This window comes from Neokomagataea anthophila, from assembly GCF_018122595.1.
Classification (GTDB): Bacteria; Pseudomonadota; Alphaproteobacteria; order Acetobacterales; family Acetobacteraceae; genus Gluconobacter; species Gluconobacter anthophilus.
This window is the reverse complement of sequence record NZ_JAGRQH010000001.1, coordinates 65,295-81,174: the sequence shown is the minus strand read 5'-3', so window position 1 is coordinate 81,174 and position 15,880 is coordinate 65,295. Positions and strand designations below refer to the sequence as shown.

The 15,880-nt window shown below is 53.8% G+C and carries 10 protein-coding genes; 2 read left to right on the top strand and 8 right to left on the bottom strand.

Annotated features, from left to right (window positions below; genetic code table 11):
* Positions 1 to 60 precede the first annotated feature (60 nt).
* The gene (locus tag KB213_RS00365; protein ID WP_211680527.1) at positions 61 to 1,527 is read left to right on the top strand and encodes a carbohydrate porin; all 1,467 of its coding nucleotides are present in this window, start codon (positions 61 to 63) and stop codon (positions 1,525 to 1,527) included.
* On the opposite strand, the gene KB213_RS00360 is transcribed toward KB213_RS00365, so the two are convergent.
* The 3 genes from KB213_RS00360 to KB213_RS00350 form a co-directional block, all read right to left on the bottom strand.
* Positions 1,528 to 2,421, bottom strand: coding sequence for an EamA family transporter (locus KB213_RS00360; protein WP_211679819.1), 894 nt, complete (start codon positions 2,419 to 2,421; stop codon positions 1,528 to 1,530).
* A 2-nt stretch (positions 2,422 to 2,423) separates the two neighbouring features.
* Positions 2,424 to 4,481, bottom strand: coding sequence for a DNA topoisomerase IV subunit B (gene parE, locus KB213_RS00355; protein ID WP_211679816.1), 2,058 nt, complete (start codon positions 4,479 to 4,481; stop codon positions 2,424 to 2,426).
* 62 nt (positions 4,482 to 4,543) lie between these two features.
* Entirely contained in the window at positions 4,544 to 5,104 is a 561-nt protein-coding gene (locus KB213_RS00350) for a hypothetical protein (RefSeq protein WP_249110098.1), read from the bottom strand.
* 319 nt (positions 5,105 to 5,423) lie between these two features.
* Here KB213_RS00350 and KB213_RS00345 point away from each other — a divergent pair, with 319 nt between their 5' ends.
* A complete protein-coding gene (locus KB213_RS00345) occupies positions 5,424 to 5,975 on the top strand; it encodes a hypothetical protein (protein ID WP_211679813.1) in 552 nt (183 codons plus the stop codon).
* A 179-nt stretch (positions 5,976 to 6,154) separates the two neighbouring features.
* Here KB213_RS00345 and KB213_RS00340 read toward each other — a convergent pair whose 3' ends face one another.
* The 5 genes from KB213_RS00340 to topA form a co-directional block, all read right to left on the bottom strand.
* A complete protein-coding gene (locus KB213_RS00340; RefSeq protein WP_211679809.1) occupies positions 6,155 to 9,274 on the bottom strand; it encodes a TonB-dependent receptor plug domain-containing protein in 3,120 nt (1,039 codons plus the stop codon).
* A 276-nt stretch (positions 9,275 to 9,550) separates the two neighbouring features.
* The gene (locus tag KB213_RS00335) at positions 9,551 to 10,702 is read right to left on the bottom strand and encodes an OmpA family protein (protein WP_211679806.1); all 1,152 of its coding nucleotides are present in this window, start codon (positions 10,700 to 10,702) and stop codon (positions 9,551 to 9,553) included.
* Positions 10,703 to 10,872: 170 nt separating this feature from the next.
* Positions 10,873 to 11,223 carry a DUF1491 family protein gene (locus KB213_RS00330; protein ID WP_211679804.1) on the bottom strand — a complete coding sequence of 117 codons (351 nt, stop codon included), beginning with the start codon at positions 11,221 to 11,223 and terminating at the stop codon, positions 10,873 to 10,875.
* Positions 11,224 to 11,309: 86 nt separating this feature from the next.
* Positions 11,310 to 12,908, bottom strand: coding sequence for a S41 family peptidase (locus KB213_RS12795; protein WP_346266634.1), 1,599 nt, complete (start codon positions 12,906 to 12,908; stop codon positions 11,310 to 11,312).
* 275 nt (positions 12,909 to 13,183) lie between these two features.
* Entirely contained in the window at positions 13,184 to 15,874 is a 2,691-nt protein-coding gene (topA, locus tag KB213_RS00320; protein ID WP_211679801.1) for a type I DNA topoisomerase, read from the bottom strand.
* Positions 15,875 to 15,880 lie beyond the last annotated feature (6 nt).

Below are 15,880 nucleotides of genomic sequence, written 5' to 3'. Positions count from 1 at the left end.
GGGCCGGGAGGCAGCGCCGAGACATTTCTGAGTGTTATAAGACCTGTCTCTGTTGTGGCGATGTTAGCATTATGTGCCGTGTTTGGAACGGCGAGTGCTAAGCCACAACCTACGGACTCGCCTTCTCCTGAAACGGATATGGCGTCTGATCAGTCTGGTAGTCATACGGATGATCCGACGCCATCACCGGGGGCTGCGGCTACTTTGCCGAAGGCATCAGCCTATGAGAATGTGATCGGGAATTTTCCGGTTCCACCATCATTATTCCCGATTGTAAATAAGCGTACTGGTTGGCTGCGGCGCCATGGAACGATTATTCAGCTTGATAATTTGAACGAGTTTATGGGGGCTGTGACGGCTCCAACATCTGGGCATGGGTACCGGCAAGGTTCGTCTAATGCAGGGCAATATGCGCTGAATATTTTGACGGATTGGGACCGTGTTTTGGGGTGGTCTGGCTTTACGACGCATGCGGTGATTGTGGGGCGTTACGGTACGACTGCGAACCGTATGTTTGGTGATTGGTTAGCCCATAGTCAGGAAACTTATGGCGGTGGCGGTAATGTCGTTGCGCATTTGGTAATGGCGTATGGTGAGCAGCACCTTTGGGAAGATCGTTTGTCTGTAGCGGCTGGGCGTATGTCTCAGCTCTCTGATTTTGCCAGTGGGTCTCTGTTTTGTACGTTTATGAATAATAGCTTTTGCGGCCGCCCAAAGGGGGCTGCGGATAGTTCCTATTACAGCTCTTATCCTGCATCAGTGTGGGCTCTTCGGGTGAGAGCACGACCGTTGCGGCGTGATGTTTATGTGCAGGCTGGTGTTTATTTTGCGGAAGAGGGGATTTATTCCCCTGCGATGAACCGTTCTGGTTTCCATCTCAGCGGTGCGTATCATGTTGGGGAGATTTTCCCGGTTGAACTGGGCTGGCAACCGAGCTTCCGCCGCCATTCTGGGGAAGTCGCATTCCCAGGACACTATAAGCTTGGTTTTGCGGTAGAGCGTGTGTCACGGGCAGAGAACTTCCTTGATACGCTTGGAAATCCGTATGCGGATAGTGGCTTTTCGGCTGCGCGCCAGAATGGTTCGTGGTCGAGCTGGTTTTTGATGGATCAACGTTTATGGACGTCGCGGCGGCATCCTAAGACGGGGCTCTCCTTTTTGGGTGGCGCCGTTTTTAACGCGCCACATACAGCATTGCGTGACCGCCAATTCTATGCCGGTTTTACATGGAATGGTTTCTGGGCCAGCCACCCAGCGGATACGATTGGTCTTGCATTTTCGTATGTTCATATTGCTGATGGTGTTCAGAAGTCGGAAGCGCATTTAATGCGCCGTAAGCGTGCGCTGCCGTATAAGGCGACTGGTGTTCAAACGGATGCTGAAGTGGTGGAACTGAATTATAGTTTCCCAGTCGGGCGTGCGGTGACGCTAGAGCCGGATATTCAATATTATCATCATCCGAATGGGCAGGCGAATTTGCGGGATGCTCTGATGCTTGGCTTCCGCAGCCATATTGAAATCTTCTAATTAGTGATGTGTGTTTCGCGGGCTTGTGAGAACATTGCCTGCGGATGCTGTGACAATGCATAAAACACCGATCCAGCGTGCAGATGACAGGTTCTCGCCTAAGAAAAGAAGGCCAGAAACCGCGCCGAGCATGGGTTCTAAACTCAGCAGAATGCCGAGGTCACGCGGTTTGAGGCGGCGCATTGCCATCATATCTAGAATATAGGGTACGGCTGAAGAGAGGACCGCCACGCTTAGCGCAGCGCCTCCCTGCCACGGGTGGGTTACGATTAGTGGGAGTGTGGGCAGGAGGCAGGGGAGTAGTATGATTCCTGCTGTACTCATGCCAAGGGTTGTTGCGAGTGTTGCAGGGAGTGTCTGCCCAATGCGTGTTCCTGTGAGGATATAGACGATCCAACCGCCGCCACTGAGCAAGGCTGCGGCAATCCCCCACGGGTCTAGGCTGTGTACGGCTCCGTGCAAGGCGCTTTCGGGGCGTAGAAGAAGGAAAAGACCAAGGATCACAAAGCTGGCCCAGCAGAGATCTAAAATGCGTCGGGAGCCTGTTAAGGCAAGGGTAAGCGGGCCTGTAAATTCGAGGGCTACGACAATGCCCAAAGGTAGCCGCACAAGCGCGTAGTAGAAGCAAAAATTCATCACGGCGATGGACAGCCCATAGGGCAAGAGCAGCGTGAGCGTTTTTTTGTTCAGTTGGCCGGGTAGAGGACGCCAGATCGTGAGGAGAATGATGGCGGCCAAGCAAACGCGCAGCCCCACCATGCCGGAGGGGCCAAAAAGTGGGAACAACCCTTTGGCTAAGGTTGCTCCGATTTGGAAAGAGGAAATACCCCCGATCAATAAGCCAACGGCTTTGAGTTGGCTGTAGCGCTCAGGGGGATGGGGCAGTGTGGACATGATCAGACGTCGAGGTCTTCAACACTGCGGGCGTGTTCTTGAATGAAACGGAAACGGAGTTCGGGTTTGCGTCCCATCAGGCTTTCTACGCGTTCACTGGTAAGATGACGGTCTTCAGGTAGGGCCACAACGCGTAAAAGTGTGCGGCGAGCAGGGTCCATTGTGGTTTGCTTCAGGTCCTTGACTGGCATTTCCCCTAAGCCTTTGAAGCGTGAGACTTCGACTTTGGCATTCGGTTTGAAATCGCTGCGGATGCGGCGGTCTCGGTCCAGATCATCCATGGCGTAAATGGTTTTGGCACCATGGGTCAGCCGGTATAGCGGGGGCTGTGCAAGATGTAGGTGTCCGTGGCGGATGAGTTCTGGCATTTCGCGGTAGAAGAACGTCATCAGCAGTGAGGCGATATGCGCACCATCTACGTCCGCATCAGTCATGATAATGACGCGACCATAACGTAAGCGGCTGATATCGAAGCTTTGGCCGACACCGCAGCCGAGTGCTTCAATCAGGTCACGGAGTTCTTGATTGGCGCGCAATTTATCTGCTGTGGCGGAGGCGACGTTGAGAATTTTTCCACGAAGAGGGAGGACCGCTTGTGTTTCACGGTCACGGGCTTGGCGTGCAGAACCGCCAGCGGATTCACCTTCGACGAGGAAGAGCTCTGTTTCCGCCGCATTCTCACGCGTACAGTCGGTTAACTTGCCGGGTAGGCGCAGCTTGCGGGTAGCGCTCTTACGGGCAGTTTCTTTGACTTCACGGCGGCGCAGGCGGTCTTCTGCGCGTTCGATCATGAACGCTAAAAGATTATCAGCCTGTTGAGGGTTGCCGCCGAGCCAATGATCAATCCGGTCACGCAAAGCCCCTTCGACAAGGCGTGAGGCTTCTTGCGTGGTCAGTTTGTCTTTCGTTTGCCCTTGGAATTGCGGGTCACGAATGAAGACGGAGAGTTTTGCCGCGACCGCGCCGAGAACATCTTCCGCGGTGATAGCGGCTGCGCGCTTATTCTTACGCTGGTCGCCCCATGCGCGGAACCCTTTGACGAGAGCCGCACGGAAGCCCGTTTCATGCGTGCCGCCTTGAGGGGTGGGGATGGTGTTGCAGTAGGACGTCAGAGCCGAAGTGCCGCTTTCAAGGAAAGCAACCGCCCATTCCACCCGTCCTCCTGTACGTCCATCGGCGGCGACGGGGAGTTCAGCTTCACCTGCCCAGCATGGGGAGAGGAGTGCCGGATTCTCGCCGAGATCAGCGGCGAGCGCATCTTCTAGGCCATTGGGGAATTGGATGAGCGCTTCGGCGGGTGTTTCATCCTCGGCCTTGAGGAGGGAGGCCTCACAGCGCCATTGGATCGTGACCCCCCGGAACAGGGCTGCTTTGGATTTGCACAGACGGAAGAGGCGCGCAGGAGAGAAATGATGCGTGCCAAAGATTTCAGGGTCCGGTGCGAAGCGCACGGTCGTACCGCGGCGGTTGGGTGCGTTGCCTATCGGAGCCAGTGGGCCGAGAGGGTTCCCGCGTGAGAAGTCTTGGCGGTACAGCGTACGATCCCGCGCGACTTCGACCTCTAATTTTTCAGACAAAGCATTGACGACGGAACTACCGACGCCGTGTAGGCCTCCAGAGGTGTCATAGGCTTTGCCGGAGAACTTACCACCAGCATGGAGGGTGGTGAAAATAACTTCGAGCGCAGATTTGTCTGGAAATTTGGGGTGTGGGTCGATTGGAATACCGCGGCCATTGTCGCGCACCATCAGTTGATGGGCGCTTTCTAGGCGCATTTCGATAATGCTCGCATGCCCTGCAACGGCTTCATCCATGGCGTTATCAAGGATTTCAGAGGCAAGGTGATGGTAGGCATTATCATCCGTACCACCGATATACATGCCGGGGCGACGGCGAACAGGCTCTAAGCCTTCGAGGACTTCAATGTCCTGCGCGTCATAATTAGGCGCATTCGTGGCGCTGCTGGCAGGCCCCGTGGATTTGGGGGCCTGTCCGCGGCCGCGTCCACGGCCTCGTGCTGGGGAAGTGCCGTTTTGGCCTGACTCGAACAAATCGCTCATTAGAGCGTTGTCGCCGCGCAGCCAGCGGACGTCAAGCGTTGCCGATGGCTGCGGTGCAGAAATCAGCCTTTATGGCTGCGGTGGCGCGTTGTGCTCTTGGTTTCACCATGGCGAGAGCGACGCTCCGTTGGAGCCGGGGCAGAGCAGGTTTCGTAAGAAGCAGGCTGCGCGACGTCTTTTGCTTCAGCATAATGAGCGAGATCAGAGGCCGTTTGTAGGGCTGCTGTTTCGTCAAACATTGCTTCGCGCTGAGCGCAGAAGACTGTGCCGGATTTTAAGCCGCCAAGAGATTGAATATCGGCCAGTTGGGTCACGTAGTCATCATGTGCAGCCTGTGCGCGGCGGCCATATGTGTCACGGAAATATGTATTGAGGCGGTTTTCTGCATCGAGCAGAGCAGGGCGGAACTTGCTGACAAACGCATTGTAACGATCTTGCGTTTTGCAGGACAGCGCTGTCACCATCAGTTCAGACTTTAGGCCAGCAACGTCAAACGCTTCATGTGCGGGCGAATTATTGCAATCCGCGGCAAAGCTTTGGGTCGGGCCTGTTACGAGGGCTATAGCGAACGCTAAGCCAGTGCATGTTTTGCATAGTAGAGAACGGCGGAAAATCGAGGGCATTCACTCACTCCACGAGGTCGAGGCACTGACGGGTTCAAACCATCATCTGAATGTGCATCGCAGTAGCCTGAAAAGAGTTTTTCAACAAGAAACTTTACAGCGTCTTGGTCGCTACTGAAAACATGGTGTGGAGCATGGCTTCATGGCGGAAAAGCGGCAATTTTGGTGGTGTGCGTTTCTTTTCATGCCGTTGATAAAAATTGTCTTCAGAATAAGTAAGAGTCCTCTTCTTGCTCTTTCGCTTGTTGGTTTCCTGCTCTACATGCGGGATGTGCTATGTGATGATAGCGTTTATATTTGACTCGTACCGGAGGTGACTGTGCGTTTGCGAGGTTCTGCCATTTCTTTGGGTTCGGCCTGTGCGGTCGCCCTGCTGTTGTCGGGCTGTGCCCAAACGCCGTTGGTTCAGCGTGCTGTTGCACCTAATCCGTTTGGTTATCAAAAAGTCTCCGCTGTGTGCCATGTGTCACCGGTCACGACGGGGGCCGATGGCAGCATGGCTGTGACGATGGCTGTGCGGAGTGACGATGGCCTCTGTGCGCTTGCTGTCCAGCAGCCTGGTGGTGGAAATTATGCCTCTTTTGGCGTGAATCCAGCACCGTCACACGGGAAGGCTTTCCTGTATAATTACGATGGTCAAACCTATATTGATTATACGCCAGCAACGTCTTTTGTGGGCTCAGATAGCTTCACGGCAGAGTTGATCCCAGCTTCTGGTGGAAAGCGTGAGCATTTGACGGTGAAAGCAACGGTTGATGCGACGGGTGTGAGCGTCACGGCGCCAACTCCACCAAGCAGCACCAAAGCAGCGGCTCCTGTGGCGAAAAAAGCGGCACCAGCACGCCACGTTCGGGCGCGTCATAAGCGGTAATTTCTGTTTGTTCATAGACGATATACGGAAAGCGGCCAGATCAAAGTCTGGCCGCTTTTTTTGTGTTCAAAGATCACGTTTTATAGATCGGAAAGATGTATCAGGCAGCGTTTCTATGTACGATTATGTATGCCAATCGCACATAGAAACGGCTTCCTGCCGGTTATCCAAGCAGTATTTTACAGAGCGACATTCACGCCGAACTGGAACGAACGTAGGATGACACCCTTTTGAGACCAAGAGGAGTTGTATAGGTAGCCGCCATATGTGCCGAAATCATACGGGGATCGGAAGCCTAGCAGGTTATAAACGTTCGCGTAGACCGACCATTTTTTGTTCACCTGATAGTTCACAGTCATATCAACATCCCAGAAGCCTTTAACGTGGCACTGTGTTGCTGGGAAGTTTACGCCGTTAACCTGATTGATCGGGAGTGCGTTTGAGCAGCTATGGCTATAAAGGCCATTTGCTCCGGCAGAAGCGATACCTGAATCATCGGCAACACTCTTATAGCCACTGGTATAGTAGACTGTTGGTGTGACGGAGAGGCCCTTATAGATAAAAGTATTGGCCCAGTTTGCACGCCAGCGTGGCGTACCGGAAGCAGACACGGCGTTATACGGACCAAGGGTCCCTGCGAAACGATACATAGACCCATCAGGATTAACCTGATTGAAGCGGCGCACGAAGGTTGCCTGACCCTTACTGTACCACATGACATCATGCAGGAAGCCGGGAAGGCGCGAATGTGCGTCTAGAGACATATCGAAGCCATCGGTCATCATGCTGCGCGCATTGATGTACTGTCCGGTGATATAGCCCGGGGCTGGTAAGGCATTCGGGTAGTTCGGGTCTTTAGGGCCGGGAACAACGGTGATGCCCGCAGGAAGACCAGCATTGGATCCGCCATTCTCAATCCAAGAATTCATGTACTGGTTTGGATTGAGGATACCGCTGGTGATGAAGTTGCTTTTCTTGATGTAGTAATACTCGAAGGACAGCGTCATCCAGTTTGTTGGGGAAAAGACAGGGCCAACCGTGTAGCTGGTTGAGACTTCAGGGCGCAGGTTCGGATTGCCGACGTTCATCTGGCCTATGCTTGCCCCGGATTGAGAGTAAGCGCTGTTCCCATGAGAAGCCTGCCAAGCTTTGATCTCTGGGTTGGACGTATCGTAGGAGGAGGACGTAAAGCCTTCGGTTTGCCCGCCCGTTTCAGCAAAGCTTGGTACGCGGAAGCCACGGTTAAAGGTACCGCGCAACGTGAATTCTTTGACGGGCTTGAACTGGAAGCCAACCTTTGGGGAGAAGTGACTGAAGCCTTCCGAGTAATGATCGTAACGGCCTGACGTATCAATATTGAATTGTTTTACGACAGGAATGTTTGCTTCATAAAACCCAGCTTCAACCCAGCGATGTCCCACTTGTGCGACAGGGTTATAGCTAGCCCATTGGTTCGCATAGTTGGTGGGGTCAGTAGGGTTCGCGTTGGGGTCATTGACAGATTCGTAACGAATATTGCCGCCAATAGCTACTTTGACCATGCCGCCCGGCAATTGAAAGAGGCCTTTGCTGAGCCCGATATTGCCAGAATATTCTTGTGATCGTGCATTGATCGTGTTGCGTGGGAGAACGTAATTTGTGATGGCGGCTGAATTTTGTGAGGGATTAACAAAATTATAGGAGCCATCGGCCAAAACTTGCTGAACGTGACTAATATAGGGCTGGCCTGTCTGAACTTGGTTCAGAAGGGTATTCATGCCGACGAAATCAGCATTGTAGTCCCAGTTTGAGCCCCAGTTAGAATGCGCCCATCCGTTATAGCGCAAAGAACCACGAAAGTTGTTTGATGTTACTGTGGTTGTTGGAATTTGATTAAAGAGCCCTGCTATCTGTGCATCTTGATGTTGTGCGCTGTACGGGTCATTCGGATTCAACTGCCCATTGGACAATTGCCATGGCAGAATAGTTGGCGTGTTCCCTACGAGTTCATTTTGCGTGTAGGCACCGTAACTTGCGGGGGCACCTGTCGTTGTGGTGCGGGCTTGGGACCAGTTAAACATACCGATCAGTTGTGACTGATCGGTAATGTTTGCTGTTAAATGGGCCGTTGCGCTGATCCGGCGTTGGTCGGGAGAAATTTGCGAGAATTGCTTCGCATTTTGAGAGCATGCGTTGGTGAACGCATTGGGATAATTTGTAGAAAATCCATACCCGGAAACCGGTGTTGTATTGGGGCCACATCCAGTTGCAGGGTTGAGAAGGTTATAACCACCTACGCCATGTCCGTTGACGGCAGGGCGTACGAGTGCGGTCTGGGTTGAGCCGGTAAAGTTGGTGTTAAACTGATTGGTGCCGGGGAGTAGAGTATTGGTGTTTCCATTGGATCCACCCAGACCTGTTAGATCTCCATTATTGTATGGGGATTGTAACTGGCGATAGTAGAGGGCATCGTCTTGGTCGTATTCGGAGTTTACGTAGACGTTATAGCCATCATTATTTAGATCGCCATGACCGTACGTAGCATAGAGCCGTTGATGCCCTTGATCACCGCGTTGGGTAAGGCCACCTTCAGCATTACCTTCAAATCCTTTGATTTGCTTGCGGGTGTTGAAATTAATTACACCGGCGACAGCATCAGCACCATAGGTTGCCGAGCCTCCGTCTTGAAGAACATCCATGCCCTCAAGGATGGATTGTGGGATCCAAGTCGTATCAACGAAGTTGCGCTCGCCGTCATCTGCAAGGGGGTAGTATGAGTTACGTTGTCCATCGATCAGGACGAGTGTAGAATCTGTACTCAAACCACGCAACGCTGGGGCTGAACCACCTGGAGCAAAGCCGCCACCTGAAGCCCATTGGCTGGTCAGGTTGCCGGCGCCGTTGGAGGAAAGCTGTTGAACCATGTCGTTCACAGTTTTCAGGCCACGCTGTTGCATGTCACGGCGGGTGATGTGCGTGATTTCAGAAGAACTGGTCGCATTGGGGTCACGGAAAAGCGTGCCGGTGACAACAACGTTTTCGACGCTGTGATCAACGTATGGCGCTGCGAGGAAATGCGTAGGGCGTGTGGATGCAACATTGTGCTGTGCCGGGAGGGCCGGAGTAGGTGTTGCTACGGCAGGAGCGGCGGTGCGGCCTTTAAGTTTCTTCGCGGCGGTGTGTACGGCGTGCTTATGGGCGGCAGCCGCTTGAGCGACGGAAGGCGCTGCAGCGCATGTAGCGCTGATGGCCAGAACGCTTGCGCTCAGGAGCAGAGCGTGATGGCGGTGCCGTAGTTTGGACGATGTCGTTGCAGGCATCTGGGTATCCGGTTGCAAAATGTGGGTCGCAATAAGAATTACGACATAACAAGGTGCGGGGTCATAAAACCGCAATGTTCTGACATTAACGCAACAAAATGACACTGCAATGTCATATATGGCATCTGGGCACCGGTTACAAAGAAGTGTTGTGTTTTCGCAACATTAAGGGGGGGGCTGAGAGAGTTTATTAAAAGTAAGTTTATAAAATGAAACAGGCGCGGCACCCTGAGTACCACGCCTGTTTCATAAAGATATTCTCGCGCTTAGATGTGTTTACTTTAGATCAATTTCAACACGGCGGTTCTGTGGCTCACGAGTGTTTGAGGATGTTGTCACGAGTGGGTGTGCGTCACCATAGCCATGTGTGACAATCATGCCTGAGGCAATGCCGTCACGGATAAGCTCAGCTTTTACGCTTGTTGCGCGGTGTTCTGAGAGTGCGAGATTATAGTGCTCGCCACGTTCGCCGGGGTGTGCAGCGGAGTTATCAGTGTAGCCGCTGACGTCAATATGTGTGACCTGCACGGAACCTGTATTTTTAGCGGCTTCCGCAACGACTGCGCGTGCGCGTTCGCTTAGATCTGCAGAGTCCCAATCGAAAAAGACGAGGTAGGTACGTGCTGGTGTTGGTGCAGGCGGAACCGTGGCTGGGATGCTCGCCGGTGCTGGTGGCGGTGGCGCTGGGTTGAATTCATAGCGCAGGCCAAGCAGCAGGGAGTGGTTAAAGTCTGTGCGTGTATCGCGGTTGCCCGTGCTGAGGCCGTAGGGCTGTGTGGCGCCATGCCCTCCAAGCGTGCCGACAGCGATGGCAGGGTGGCTATTGGGGCCAAGCAGTGAATAAAAACGGTATTCTGTGGTTGCGGAGAGGCCGACGACCCACGGCACAGGGAAGGAAAGGCCAAAAATACCTTGGTAAGCAAAGTTACCTGAAGTGCCAGCGACTAACTGTGTAAACGTGTTGTTAGGGGCAAAGATAGAACTGTCCATCTGTTGCCAGCCATAACCAACGCCAGCCCCGAAATATGGGTAAACCCATGACTTGCCGATATCCATATCGAATAAAGCATTCACCATGGCGCCGTAGCCCTGTTGGTAGCCATGAGTACGTGATGGGAACTGGCTGCTGCGGAATTGCTTTAAGTCGTTTTTCCGATAATTGCCTTCAACTTCCACACGGAAGCCATTGCCAAAGCCCCAGCCAATGCTGCCGAGGCCGGTGACGCCGTAATCATAACGGTCACGGCCACTGGGAAAATTGGGAGAGAGGCGGACTTCTTGGTCTTGATTCCAGCCGACGCCACCAGCGCCAGAGATGTAAAGGCCGTGCACTGGTTGCGCGTGTGCCAAACCAAGGGCCATCACAGAGGCTCCGGCTACGAGCCCGACCCGGGCGAATAGGTGTCCGGGGGCGGAACGTCGGGTCATGTCATCTCTCTCCAAATTGCCCAATACGGATATGGTTTCTTGCTGAAACTGCGTTGAAACGCAACGCGCTTCCCGCATGGGAGGTTGGGTTTTGTAGCATAACACTCGCTGCTTTTGGTGCAGTCTGTGGCTTTTTATCTACACATGCTTTTTACGCTTTTGGCTACTCTTTACCAGAAGAGTTCTTCGGGTTCTTCATCATCATTAGTGCGAGAGCCGAGTTCTTTTTCCAGTGGGGCGCTACAGTCAGGTATGGTTAATTCGAGCACCCATAAATCAGGATCATAGCGTTGTTGTCGTGCGATATAGTCATGGAGCGTCTCGTTATTGGTGAGCGGGGTACGAACCCATGTGCTGCCATCTTCGCGCAAAATGACTTGGTTACGCGCTCTATCTTCTAACACGATGAGAATAGCCCCGGCGTCTTCATCACCACGATGCAAAACCATGCCAGCATGATCGCCATCATTGAAGCGGCGCAGAGTGGCGCGGACCCAAAGGCCCGTTTTGAGGCGGGGCATGTGATGATTTCCTTATGTCACTTGCGATTTATAGTGCGAGGGATGATGCCACTTTAGAGCGATGGTACGAAAAGAGATATGCACGGTTAATGCAAAGGGGCGTTGTTTTCGTCCGGCACAGCATTGATGGCCGCTGCGTAGAGCTGTGGGGAGGAGAGAATGCTGGAGGCAATCTCCATATCAGCATCTGTACCGAGCGCTGCGGGGCATTGATTACGGATTGCGAGAACTTTGGAAACCGTCACGGGTGCGCGGGTAGCCCGGGCTGTATGCAGGGCGTCTTCCATAAGGTTATGGCCGTGTTCAAGAGCTTTAAGCTGCTCTTCAATTGAGCTTCCGCCTTGAGATGTGCAGATTTGGGGCATGACACCCAAGCCTTGGAGTGGCCAGCCGAGGGGGGCTTGGTTGCGGCTCCATGTTACGAAAAGCTCTCCACCATTGGGCATTTGGCCAATGACTTGGGTGAGGCCCTTGCCCAATGTTTCGCTGCCGATCACGACTGCTCGGCGATGGTCCGCTAAGGCTGACGCGAGAATTTCGGAAGCGCTGGCTGTACGACCATCTACCAGTACAACAATAGGCGCGCCGCTCGTCATGTCGCCGCCTTGTACGGCCCAAATGTGGTTGGCTTGGGGGTAACGGCCATGCGTTGTGACCGCAATGCCGTGGTCAAGAAAGAGGGCCGCTGTAGTGACGGCTTGTTGGACGACGCCGCCTCGGTCTCCTCGCAGATCTAAGATGAGACCTGGAATAGCGGGGGCGTGCCCTTTGTTTTGTGTGAGGTCATCATCTGGGGGAAGAATTTGACTGAGATATTGGCTCATTTCTTCCGCAGTTTCAGAAGAAAATGAGGTGATTTTGAGGACGGGGTAGCGTCCATTATGCTCCAAGAAGACCGTTTCTGGGGGGACGGCACTGCGCGTGAGCGTTACGGTCGAATGGGTATGGTTGGGGGCTGCGATTTGTAGTGTGACATCAGTGCCGGTCTCGCCTTCGAGCCAGTGTTGAACACGCTCTGCCGCTTGGTGATGGGTTGTTTGACCGTCCACGGCAAGGAGGTGCTGGCCGATATTGAGACCAGCCTCCCATGCTGGGCCGTTTGCATTGATTGCTGAAATAATCATGTTGTGACCGCTTGTATCGACGGTGATCCCGATGGAGCCATCATGTCCCACGCGTTTTTGGCGGTCATGGTCTGCAAAAGATGGCGCGAGATAGCGTGAGTAAGGGTCAAGATGATTGAATAATTCATCAAAGAAGCTTTGGAGCAATGCGTCGGCGCCATTTTGATGAATGGCATCTGACGCCTGCCAACTGGCTTGCAAAGCGTCTGCCACGAGAGCAGCCCATGCAGTAATATTGTTATCTGCCGGCACGACGCGTTGGAAGAGTGCTGTTTGCCCACGGATTACGCTTAGGGTGATGCTGGTCGTGGGTTTGTCGCTTGAAGCACCATGCGGTGTAGGAGGGGTTGGAGTTGGATCTTCTTGGATGGTGATGGTGGGGTCGATGGCGGTGAGGCCGTCTAGACCCCAGAGGCTAAATTCATGGGCGCTATGGCTGTCTAATGTGCGCGGAGACAGAAAGCGCAGAGCTGCGGTAATGACATCACGTGTGTCATTGGTTGGGAAAGTGCTGGTGGGGGCTGATTGTATGGCGGCGGGCGATGGAGCCTGCGCAAGCACGGGGCATAGGGTACTTGAAAGCCCGATAAATACAGCAGTTGAGACAGTAAGGCACGCATTTCGCGCTACAGGCGCAAAGCGGCGTGTAGCATAGGACTGCGCGGACCTGACAAAAAAAGGAAAAGGGAAGGCGTGGCGCAAAGACGTGATTCCAAATGGCGTATGCGTGGAGTCTCATGCGTCTGAATCCACGCATACGCCATAACCCTGCTTCATCATAAAGAGAAGAGGGGTAGGCGCGCCTTTAGGGCCCTCTTGTGAGGGCCGAGAAGAGGTTACTCGCCGTCTTTGGACGCGGTTTCTTTGGCCTTTGTTGTACGTGAAGAAGGCTTTTTCGTGGTTTTCGTAGCCGTTGTACTTTTTTTGGCGGCGGTAGCGCGTTTTGTTTTGGTCGCAGTTTTCTCGGTTGTTTTTGCTGCGGTCTTTGTCGTTGTTTTGCGCGCTGTGGTTTTTTTAGCACCACCCTTAAGGGGTTTACCCTTTTCCGCGAGCAAAGCGAGGGCCTCGTCCAAAGTGACGTCATCCATGCTGCGATCTTTTGCGAGCGTGGCGATCATTTGTTTGTGTTGTACGTAGGGACCAAAGCGGCCTTTACGTACCATCACAGGTTCGTTGTCTTTGGGGTGTGCGCCTAGCGTACGAATGGAAGCGAGTTTTTTGGCCAGACTATCCACTGCGCGGTTAAGACCTACGGTGAGGACATCATCGTCCTTATCCAAAGTGCCGAATATGGCTCCCATCTTGACGTAAGGCCCGAAGCGGCCGAGGCCAGCCTCAATGGTTTCGCCAGTCTCAGGGTGAGGGCCGATGACACGTGGAAGGGAGAGCAGGCCGAGAGCTTGGTCTAATGTGATGGTGTTACCATCCAACCCCTTAGGGATGGTGGTGCGCTTTGGCTTAGCTTTCTTATCGTTCGGGTCGGCTTCACCACGTTGAATATAGAGCCCATAAGGGCCACGGCGGATCGTGATGTCTTCTTGTGTGGTGGGGTCTTGTCCCAGCACGCGCATGCCGTCTTTTAGGCCGTCATCTTGTCCATCATCCGCGACAAGGCGGCGCGTGAACTGACATTCCGGGTAGTTGGAGCAGCCGATAAATGCCCCATGCTTACCCAGTCGCAGGCCAAGACGGCCTGTGCCGCATGCCGTGCAGGAACGTGGGTCTGTACCATCTTCCTTGGCAGGGAAGAAATGCGCCCCAAGATCTTCATCGAGGGCATCGATGACATCGGAGATTTTCAGGTCTTTGGTTTGATCGACCGCAGCGGAGAAGTCACGCCAGAAAGCGGCCATGACATCGTGCCAATCAGCCCGCGCACCGGAAATGTCGTCCAATTGCTCTTCAAGAGAGGCCGTGAAGCTTGTGTCCACATAGCGCTCAAAGAAGGACGTCAGGAAGGCTGTGACCAAGCGCCCGCGGTCTTCTGGCATGAAGCGCCGTGTTTCGAGGCGGACGTAGTTTCGATCGCGTAGAACGCTGAGGACGGAAGCGTAGGTTGATGGACGGCCAATGCCGATCTCTTCCATCTTTTTGACGAGTGACGCTTCTGAGTAGCGTGGTGGTGGCTGTGTGAAGTGCTGTTCGGCATCAACGGCTGTCGTGCTGATGCGGTCCCCTTCCTTCATCGGAGGTAAAAGGCGGCCGTCTTCATCATCGCCCGTTTTGCTGTCGTCACGTCCTTCAATGTAGAGCTTTAAGAAGCCATCAAAGGCAATGGTGGAGCCGGTGGCGCGTAAAAGCGTTTTCCCGCTGTCATCAGCTAAAGTAACGGCGACTTGGTCCATCTCTGCGGATTGCATTTGAGATGCGACTGAGCGTTTCCAAATCAGGTCATAAAGGCGCTTTTGGTCTGGGCTGAGAGTTGCTGAGACCTGTGCGGGGGTACGGCTGATTTCGGTAGGGCGGACGGCCTCATGGGCTTCCTGTGCGTTTTTCGCTTTAGTCGCGTAAGCCCGTGGGGAAGCCGGGACGTATTCCGCGCCAAAGGCGTGCCCGATATGGCCGCGGATAGAACTGATGGCTTCTTGTGCCATTGTTACGCCATCGGTACGCATATAGGTGATCAGACCGACGGTTTCCCCACCGATTTCGACACCTTCATAAAGTTGCTGTGCTGTCCGCATTGTGGTTTGCGCGCTCATGCCGAGCTTGCGGGATGCTTCTTGCTGGAGCGTAGATGTTGTGAAGGGCGGTGGTGGGTTCCGCTTTGTGCGTTTGCGATCAACGGCGCGGACGGTGAAGTTGCCTGCGCGGACGGTATCACGTGCAGCAAAGGCGAGGGCTTCTGTGCTTAAGCTGAATTGGTCGAGCTTTTCACCGTGAAGCTGCGTCAGTTTCGCTTGGAAGGCAGTTTGAGCGGGCGTTTTGAAGCCCCCTGTGACGCTCCAATATTCACGTGGTTTGAAAATTTCGATTTCTGCTTCGCGTTCACAGATGAGGCGCAGTGCTACGGATTGCACGCGGCCAGCGCTACGGCTGCCCGGAAGTTTGCGCCACAGGACCGGAGAGAGCGTGAAACCGACCAGATAATCCAATGCGCGGCGGGCGAGATACGCATCAATTAGCGGCTGATCTAACTCACGCGGGGCCGCCATGGCCGCCTGCACAGCAGATTTGGTAATTTCGTTGAAGGTGACGCGGTGGACGGTCAGATTCTTGAGAAGATTTTTTTCTTCAAGGACGCTGCGGACATGCCATGAAATGGCTTCACCTTCACGATCCGGGTCAGTCGCGAGATAGAGGTTTTTGGCGCCTTTGAGGGCTTTGGCAATGGCAGAAATCTGCTTGGAGCCACGCTCATCGGTTTGCCATGCCATGGCAAAGTTCTCGTCCGGACGGACGCTGCCATCTTTGGGCGGCAAATCACGGACATGTCCGAAGGAAGCGAGAACTGTATAGCCGCTTCCAAGATATTTGTTGATCGTTTTTGCCTTCGCCGGGCTTTCGACCACCACCACGTCCGTCATTGTCCC

Excerpts from the sequence above, each read along its gene's own strand:
- KB213_RS00365 (WP_211680527.1), top strand. The coding sequence starts at position 61 with ATGTTAGCATTATGTGCCGTGTTTGGAACGGCGAGTGCTAAGCCACAA.
- KB213_RS00360 (WP_211679819.1), bottom strand. The coding sequence starts at position 2,421 with ATGTCCACACTGCCCCATCCCCCTGAGCGCTACAGCCAACTCAAAGCC.
- parE (WP_211679816.1), bottom strand. The coding sequence starts at position 4,481 with ATGAGCGATTTGTTCGAGTCAGGCCAAAACGGCACTTCCCCAGCACGA.
- KB213_RS00350 (WP_249110098.1), bottom strand. The coding sequence starts at position 5,104 with ATGCCCTCGATTTTCCGCCGTTCTCTACTATGCAAAACATGCACTGGC.
- KB213_RS00340 (WP_211679809.1), bottom strand. The coding sequence starts at position 9,274 with ATGCCTGCAACGACATCGTCCAAACTACGGCACCGCCATCACGCTCTG.
- KB213_RS00335 (WP_211679806.1), bottom strand. The coding sequence starts at position 10,702 with ATGACCCGACGTTCCGCCCCCGGACACCTATTCGCCCGGGTCGGGCTC.
- KB213_RS00330 (WP_211679804.1), bottom strand. The coding sequence starts at position 11,223 with ATGCCCCGCCTCAAAACGGGCCTTTGGGTCCGCGCCACTCTGCGCCGC.
- topA (WP_211679801.1), bottom strand. The coding sequence starts at position 15,874 with ATGACGGACGTGGTGGTGGTCGAAAGCCCGGCGAAGGCAAAAACGATC.